Annotated in this window: 9 protein-coding genes and 1 pseudogene; 1 reads left to right on the forward strand and 9 read right to left on the reverse strand. The window is 39.9% G+C overall.

Going from position 1 to position 8,074, the window contains the following annotated elements; translation table 11 throughout:
• Positions 1–788: 788 nt before the first annotated feature.
• From AACQ79_RS10840 to AACQ79_RS10865, 6 genes are all read right to left on the reverse strand, one after another.
• Positions 789–1,598, reverse strand: coding sequence for an AbiH family protein (locus AACQ79_RS10840; protein WP_170899845.1), 810 nt, complete (start codon positions 1,596–1,598; stop codon positions 789–791).
• Positions 1,599–1,736: 138 nt separating this feature from the next.
• The gene (locus tag AACQ79_RS10845) at positions 1,737–2,123 is read right to left on the reverse strand and encodes a hypothetical protein (RefSeq protein ID WP_170899846.1); all 387 of its coding nucleotides are present in this window, start codon (positions 2,121–2,123) and stop codon (positions 1,737–1,739) included.
• Positions 2,124–2,268: 145 nt separating this feature from the next.
• On the reverse strand, positions 2,269–2,664 hold the full coding sequence (locus AACQ79_RS10850) for a hypothetical protein (RefSeq protein ID WP_170899847.1): 396 nt from the start codon (positions 2,662–2,664) through the stop codon (positions 2,269–2,271).
• Between the two features lie 172 nt (positions 2,665–2,836).
• On the reverse strand, positions 2,837–3,913 hold the full coding sequence (locus AACQ79_RS10855) for an RES family NAD+ phosphorylase (protein WP_058562145.1): 1,077 nt from the start codon (positions 3,911–3,913) through the stop codon (positions 2,837–2,839).
• A gap of 145 nt (positions 3,914–4,058) precedes the next feature.
• A complete protein-coding gene (locus AACQ79_RS10860) occupies positions 4,059–4,454 on the reverse strand; it encodes a DUF3465 domain-containing protein (RefSeq protein WP_170899848.1) in 396 nt (131 codons plus the stop codon).
• A 141-nt stretch (positions 4,455–4,595) separates the two neighbouring features.
• Complete coding sequence (locus AACQ79_RS10865) at positions 4,596–4,949, reverse strand: glyoxalase/bleomycin resistance/dioxygenase family protein (RefSeq protein ID WP_064626895.1); 354 nt, start codon at positions 4,947–4,949, stop codon at positions 4,596–4,598.
• A 213-nt stretch (positions 4,950–5,162) separates the two neighbouring features.
• Between AACQ79_RS10865 and AACQ79_RS10870 the strand changes: the two genes are divergently transcribed.
• Positions 5,163–5,390 carry a DUF3892 domain-containing protein gene (locus AACQ79_RS10870; RefSeq protein WP_170899850.1) on the forward strand — a complete coding sequence of 76 codons (228 nt, stop codon included), beginning with the start codon at positions 5,163–5,165 and terminating at the stop codon, positions 5,388–5,390.
• A 691-nt stretch (positions 5,391–6,081) separates the two neighbouring features.
• Here AACQ79_RS10870 and AACQ79_RS10880 read toward each other — a convergent pair.
• The 3 genes and pseudogenes from AACQ79_RS10880 to AACQ79_RS10890 all read right to left on the reverse strand — a co-directional run.
• Positions 6,082–6,708, reverse strand: coding sequence for a LysE family translocator (locus AACQ79_RS10880; protein ID WP_045590234.1), 627 nt, complete (start codon positions 6,706–6,708; stop codon positions 6,082–6,084).
• A 149-nt stretch (positions 6,709–6,857) separates the two neighbouring features.
• Positions 6,858–7,325 (reverse strand): helix-turn-helix domain-containing protein, encoded by a 468-nt coding sequence (locus AACQ79_RS10885; protein WP_094165775.1) that lies wholly within the window; start codon positions 7,323–7,325, stop codon positions 6,858–6,860.
• A gap of 210 nt (positions 7,326–7,535) precedes the next feature.
• A pseudogene (locus AACQ79_RS10890) lies at positions 7,536–8,074 on the reverse strand (hypothetical protein); the annotation flags it as partial.

The following is an 8,074-nucleotide window of genomic DNA, read 5'->3' on the forward strand; positions in this document are numbered from 1 at the left end:
CTGTTTTACGGTTTGAGTAAACCACGAATCTGAGGGTGAAAGTGCTCATTTGCCGACAACACAAAACGAATGACCGGAGAAATCCAAAAGATTGAACCCCTAAAATTACCTGAGTTGCATAACGCCCAATTAAGTGGTGAACAACGCACTGGCCAAGCCGCTGCATGACACCGTAAAACACTTTACCTGACGCATAGTAAAACTGCCACGCGTTGAGAATCCACTTGAATTGCTTGTTATGTGAATTTTACCGTGAATTCAAAGTAAACCACCGTAGAAAGGAAGAGATTTTAATAAGTTACGTGCAAAACGATGCTTACCAAAACCTAAATTTCACAGCGATCTTAGCCAAAGAGAGCCACTTGCAGAATCAACAACAAAGAAAGCGCCCTTTCAGCAACCGCTAAATTTTTTGCTTTACCAAACTTCCAGAGCTGAATGTCAGCAAGCAAATCAGTCAAAAAGACATTTCAATTGAAGCGATTTGAAACCACCGAAACCCAACACAAACCAGATCCAAAACTCAATTGAGGCAGCCCAAGAACCTTAAAAACGATCAATCTCAGGTTGTTCAAGAATCCATTTCGACCAAGCCAACTTGCCGAAAACACGGAACGAATTCTCAATGAAATCGTAGGATTGACCCTAAAAACTCATCAAACACATAACGCCCTGTTAAGGTGTGAGCGACGCAATACGGAAGCTACCGCATACCACTTTAAACACTAAACGCAACGCATAGCAAAAATGCCAAGCGTTGCGAGTCACTCTTAAACAGATTGTTAGCATTATTTACTTAACTCAATATCTTTATATAGAGTCTTATTTTTTAGCTCTGAAACGCCGTTATTTGTCAACGCATGTAGCTGTCGATAAATATCGTACTTTGCCTCTTCTCCATAATGGTAGAGATTAATAGACTTGAGCATACCTAAACGAGGCGAGCTAAATCTAATAGTTGTAAGAAAGCCGAAATACATGTGATCAGATTCTCCAAGCGAATGACCAAAAACATGCAATTTATCAAAATTACCTAAAGCTTCAATACAACTACTACCATTAAAGATAGAACTAGTAGACTTGTATAGGAACGTGTGCAATTCGTTAATATGTGCTTTGTCATCAACACCAAAAATTATTTCATCCTGAGCTACGCTGCCATGAACGTGAAGGATTTTTTCTCTAACTTCATCCCCATAGCCCAAAGACTTCAAGATGTGATAAACAGAGTCAGTATAGTTAAAATTGACCACTACAAAATCTTCTAAATCACTCTCGGAAAATAGTCGATAAGCACTAGATTCCCGGTTAATAGATGAAATCTCGATTGACTGTATATAATCTTTTAATGATTGGCATAGTTTTTTATAGTCAGATAATAGTCCATGATAGTCAGTGCACTTTTTAGAAAACTCTTCTAACTCCTTTTCAATATCTATCCAATTAGAGTCTTGATGAACTTCATAAAGGTGATTGAAAAGTTCTGAGTCTCCATCTACATTCCTCATAAAATAGTCAGAGATTACAAAGTCTTTGTAACTTGTCCTTAAACCAAGATTTAAGTCAAAGCCATTTCCAATTAAGTACACATTTTTCATTTTATCATCTCTAAATAATGCTAACGCCCTGTTAAGGTGTGAGCAACGCAATACCGAAGCTACCGCATACCACCTTAAACACTAAACGCAACGCATAGTAAAAATGCCACGCGTTGCGAATCACTCTTAAACAGATTGTTAACTGTTTAAGTATCCATAGTGACGAAGAACATGATCAAAATGCCCTCCACCAAATGTCAACATAACTGTAAAAACATCTGTTTCTGTGACTTGATCCGGAGGACAAATTTTACCTAGCTCCCTTTCACATAGATTCTTTAGTGTCGGGACTTCAGTAAAAGCAGAAACCATTGCCCGTTTAATTCGAGTCTCTTTTTCTAGTGCTTCATTTACGTAGGGAACAAACACTTTATTTCTTAAGATCATGTCTTCTGAATGACCTATGTTCAAGTCCGACTGAACTTGATCGTAAATAGCGCAAAGTTTCAGCAAGTCTTTTCGAGTTTTTAAAACATCATCGATATCTGACAACGCTTTGTTAATTACTCTAATTGTTGATTCCATCAAAACCTCGATTTAAACAGTTAACGCCCTGTTAAGGTGTGAGCAACGCAATACCGAAGCTTCCGCATACCACCTAAAACATAAACCGCAACGCATAGTAAAAATGCCACGCGTTGCGAATCACTCTTAAACAGATTGTTAGGTTTTACTTACCAAACCTGTCTTTTAGAGCCATTATCTTTTCTTTTAAATCATCGATGACCGTTGGAAAGTTTTTCTCTATAAACTTATATATAGCAACAACCATTAAAATTGTACCCCAAACATTTAAAACGGATACAAAACTACATTTCACATAATTTATAGCATATAAAATTCGGCTCACCAGACCCACCAATCCTTTATCGGTAGACTCAGGCATTTCGAAGGTGAAATAAATATAAATTAAGGTAATGAAAAAAGAGCTAACAATTGGAGTACTAAAAACATCTTTTAAGCCTGAATTGAAGCCATTTGCCCTATCCATTTGTACAATTAGGAACACCCAAAATGCTGACCACAAAAAAGAAAAAATCCAATTACTATCTACAACACACTCCACGTACTACTCCTATTATTAGAAACCTAACGCCCAATTAAGGGGTGAACAACGCCTCCACCCAAACCTAAAGCATTGTGCCATAAACACTAAATTTGAAGTAGAAGCAAAAATGCCAAGCGTTGAGAATCCCTCTTAAATTGATTGTTAGGCAAATACTGCCAATCGATTCAACTTAATACTCTACAGGACCGAAATGTCCTTGGTAACCAACGTGAGTGATGATAAGCCGGTTAATGGAAACCATTTCTACTAACTTAGACTGTAGTGGAAATCCAAAAAGAGCCAAATTTTCTATGGTGTAAGCTTGTGCATACTTTTCTCGTTCAGGGTGATACCTACGTAATGACAAACCATAAGAAGTTTCGAATGGATGCCCTCCAGTTCTAATTAAGCTGAAAAATGAAGGATAGATAACCCCATCATAACCTGCATTTTTAGCGGCCTTAACTATGGCGCGGGAGATTTCATAGGAATGAGACTTAGCTAAAAACAACATATGTATAGCCATATCTAAGCTCTCAAATTCTGTCGAGTTCTCTTCCAGAACATGAGTTAGATCCAACAACCTCAAGTTTTTAATAGTTTTTAGCGTAGCTACATATATGTCATCATCCACCGAAGCTCGGCATTCATGAATACAAACGTCAAGATCTTGGGAGCCGTACATAACAGATAAATCTGATGAGTCCAAGCGCCCTCTGCCTGAAAATTCAATTGGTGGGCTGTCATATTCCATGGGCGCAGAAGGCTTGTTAGGGCTAATTCTCAAACGGTAAAATTTAGTCCCGATAGGGATTGTTTTTTCGGGGTACTCGTGTACTACTCGTTTGATAATACCGTCTCGTGTGCTTTCATTTTGCAAATCTTTAAGCGGTTCAACTTCACCGATCATCCATAAACGTGGACCGTAATGGAAAAAACCAATTTGAGCCGCGTCTTCTATTAACTTGATATCCTTCTTTAACCATGCCGATGGACTTATATCACTTTTTCCATAGTGAGACTCATTGGTTTGAATCACAGGCGCAGCACCATAATCACAACGAATTGTAGTGCCGCTGACAAAGAAGCGCCAAGCCAAACCTTTAATCAAATCTTTAGTAAGCTTGCTCCCCCCTGAAGTACCACAGTTTGGGCACTCTTCTTGAGATTCGCTGCCTACCTTATATGCATCTATTCTTAAGCCTTCATCATTAAAGCAATTGGAACAAAGAAGTATTTCTTCACTAGGAAGGGACTGTTTATTCATATTTTACCTATTTGCCTAACGCCCGGCTAAGGGGTTGACAACGCACCGCCGAACTCAAAAAACACACTGTAAACGCTGAACTTCAATTTTGCACTAAAGTCGCCAAGCGTTGGCAATCCCTCTTGAGCCGTTTGTTATGTGAATTTTACTCGTACGTCTTGCTGTTGTGCTTTAACCAACCGTGCGGGTGTTTATTATTTGGATCCTTGTGCGTCCAGTGCATGACACCACCTTTTTTGTTCCATTCATATTCACCGTAAAACTGGACTCGATCGCCAACTTTTAGATTTGAAACCCTAGGAGCTAAATCAATATTGTGAGCAACAAGTAAAGTTTGTTTACTGTCCAGTTTCAATATGAATTTTTGATGCCTACTCCCTTCGTTATCATCAGGTAACAAGCGAATGACCGTGCCTGAGCCTTGAACTTGAATATCACTTTGATGATTTTCATACGCATTTTTTAACTGATGATCATTAGCTTGAGCACCAATCGAAGCTAGACAAAAGACGGCTATAAATATAGCGATTAACTTCTTCATATACTCAATTTCTCCAATTCACATAACGCCCGCTTAAGGGGCAGACAACGCTACTACCAAGCTTCCGCATAGCATGCGTAACCACAAAAACCAACGCATAGTGAAAATGCCACGCGTTGGCTGTCCCTCTTAAAGCGTTTGTTATGTGGCTTTGCCTCGTAAGCCAATTAAGTTACCAAATGGGTCTTCTACTTGACACATTGAAAGCCCATTTTCTATTTCCATTGGGCCTCTGTATAGCTTTGCGCCAAGAGCCTCAAAGCATGCTAATGACTTGGATAAATCGTTTACCGACCAATAAAGAACAGTACCATTTTTACCAGAGCCCACCTTTTCATCAGCTTGCACTATTTCAATAGAAAAGCCATTAAGGTCTAACACTGTAAAATCAAAATCTGAGTGATAAACAGGCTTCGCGTCAGAAAAGGCTTTTTGATACCAACTTAACCCCTGTTCTACATTAGGGACATGAATAAGAACTGCTGCTGGGGTCATATTTTCTCTCCTGCCACATAACGCCCGCTTAAGGGGCTGACAACGCTACTACCAAGTTTCCGCATAACACCGTAATCACCAAAATCAACGCATAATAAAAATGCCACGCGTTGGAAGTCCCTCTTGAAGCGTTTGTTATGTGATTTAAATGATGTTGCATACTAAAAATTAAATAACTATAATGTGACCGTCATCACAAAAAAGGAGATTGAAATGACAAAGACAATTGTAGATGCAAAATGTGATAGCAAAGGAAATATTACTTCAGTGAAGTTCGCTGGAAACTTGACATATACACCCTTAGAGACTGCTATTCGTATTGCTGACAATGGTGGAATTGCTAACGCTCATGCCGTTCACCCAAACTCTTCTAATCCTTACCTAAGATCCAATCCCGACAAGAATCAAGCCAACAATTTAGAAAGTATGGCAAAAAAATAATAACTATACCTGCTTTGCGTCTAATACGGGCAAGCAGGTAGTCACATAACGCCCGGCTAAGGGGTTGACAACGCATCGCCGAACTCAAAAAACACACTGTAAACACTGAACTTCAATTTTGCACTAAAACCGCCACGCGTTGGCAATCCCTCTTGAGCCGTTTGTTATGCAAATTCAATGAGATAAACTGAATTTACACGACCAAAAGCCACAATTGCAATGGTTGAGTGATTCAAGAATCAACCCAAGCAAGAACTGCGATAAATAAGCCGCCAAAACAAAGCCCACCTTTCAACAACAAACCAAGCTTTTGAATGAGACAAACTCAACGAGCGAAAACTTCAGCAAGTAAAAAATGCTCGATAAACTTGCCCTTTCCACACTTTGCGCCCGCAAGATTCACAACGCGCCAGCGCTAAAACTGATTGAGGCAAACAAAGAACCTTAGCTGTTTTACGGCTTGAGTGAACCACGGATTTGAGGATAAAAGTGCTCATTTGCCGACAACACAAAACGAATGGCCGGAGAAATCCAAAAGATTGAGCCCCTAAATTTACCTGAGTTGCATAACGCCCAATTAAGGTGTGAAGCACGCAATGACCAAGCCACCGCATAGCACTTCAACACCGAAACCACCGCATACCAAAAATGCCACGCGTGCTGAATCACACTTAAATTGTTTGTTATGCCACTAGCGCTCACTGATTGCGACTTTGCCTGCCAGCCCAATAAGCAGAACTCCCGAGACACCCTCAAGTGCTCGTGAATAACGCTGAGAATTTGATCGACTAAAAACCCAACTACCGACTGAGGCATATAAAACGTTACACAGCGTAGCTAATGCGCTGAAGAGCAAACCAAGCACTAATAATTGCATTGATGCGGAGCCCGTAGATGTATCGACAAACTGAGGTAAAAATGAAAGGAAGAATAGTGCTACCTTCGGGTTCAAAACACTAACAATAACGCCTTGTATAAATACATTTTTGTTGGTTTCAACACTTTCACTAACCACTATTTTACTGCCTCCACGCCACATAGATATCAGAGACTGAACACCTAAATATACTAAGTAAGCGGCACCCAACCATTTTACCGCACTAAAAGCTACAGCAGAGCTGAGGATTATCGCGGACAAACCTAAACACGCAGCTAATGTATGTACAAAGTAGCCAACACCAAGACCAATTGCAGCTTTAAATCCAGTTGCAAGCTTGCCTTTCATTGTGTTTGAGACGATGTAGATTACGTCTGGGCCAGGTATCATATTGATAGCCAGACAAGCGACTACAAATAGTAATATTGCGTTTAAATCCATTTCCTTTCCTCCATGTTGAACGTCTTGTGGCATAACGCCCGTTTAAGGGGCAGCCAACGCTACTACTAACTTTCCGCATAACACCGTAACCACAAAAACCAACGCATAATAAAAATGCCACGCGTTGGCTGTCCCTCTTGAAGCGTTTGTTATGCGCCTTTTTTAGGGTCTGGAATACAGTACAACATCAGCGTTTCAATATTGATGCTTTCATTAAACTTTAAGTGTTTCCGCTTTTGTACAACCCACCAATTACCGTACTCTTCAGAGTAATTACTATTTTCAAATGAAATATAAAACTGCTCACCAGGTAACGGAGGAATGATAGGGTCAAAGTAACTTTGTTGCTCAATACATTCACCCTCGAAGTAAATCTCAAGAATGTATTCTTTTGGACTCTTTTTGGTTGAACATACAACTTCAGTTTTAGCATAAAAAATTTCGCTTATTTCAACCTTGAACGCTGACGCCAAAGCTTGCTGTGATTCAAGAGATGCTTTTCTCCCCGACTCAATTCGCTGGATGGTTTTAATTGATAAGCCGGAGACTGAAGATAAGTGCTCTTGCGACCAACCCCTTGACTCTCTTAGATGTTTTACTTTTTTGCCTATAGTCATATAAGAATCTCAATTCATTTGATTGAGTAAAATTTATCATTGCACTCTGGACGGGACAACGACACTTTCAGGACATGATCAGGACAGGCGCATAACGCCGCGTTAAGGGGTGAACAACGCCACCACCTAGCCTAAACCATTGTGCCGTAAACACTAAAGTTGAATCAAACTGAAAATGCCAAGCGTTGAGAATCCCTCTTAAACGCTTTGTTATGTTCGTAGCCAAAATAGCCACTCAGGACTAATTGCGACCACGAAGAAAAATATAATGCCGTACCAAAATACAAAGTTTCGAGTGATGAGAACCCTTAACCCAATGTAATTTTGCTCTAAGAACCGCAGTACTTCTATCGCATGTGGATCATTGGTTTCTCTTACAAACTTACGAAGTTCATATAGGGAGGATGGTGTCATATATATAGCTTTGATATACAACGGCATAATAATACCTAAACATGTCAAGGCCGCCAACTCGGGTTCTTGGAAGCTTAAGCATGTAAGTCCTAAAGTAAATGACAATATCCCAAGAAATGAGTTTAAATAATCGGATTGGTCAATAACCGCTTTTTTGACTTCTTCGAGATCTATTAGTCCAGTTTTCAACGAATTTCCTCCTAGAACATAACGCCCGCTTAAGGGGCAGCCAACGCTACTACCAAGCTTCCGCATAACACCGTAATCACGAAAACCAACGCATAATAAAAATGCCACGCGTTGGCTGTCCCTCTTGAAGCGTTTGTTAGGCATTT

This window comes from Vibrio sp. 3-2(1), assembly GCF_963887575.1.
Classification (GTDB): domain Bacteria; phylum Pseudomonadota; class Gammaproteobacteria; order Enterobacterales; family Vibrionaceae; genus Vibrio; species Vibrio anguillarum.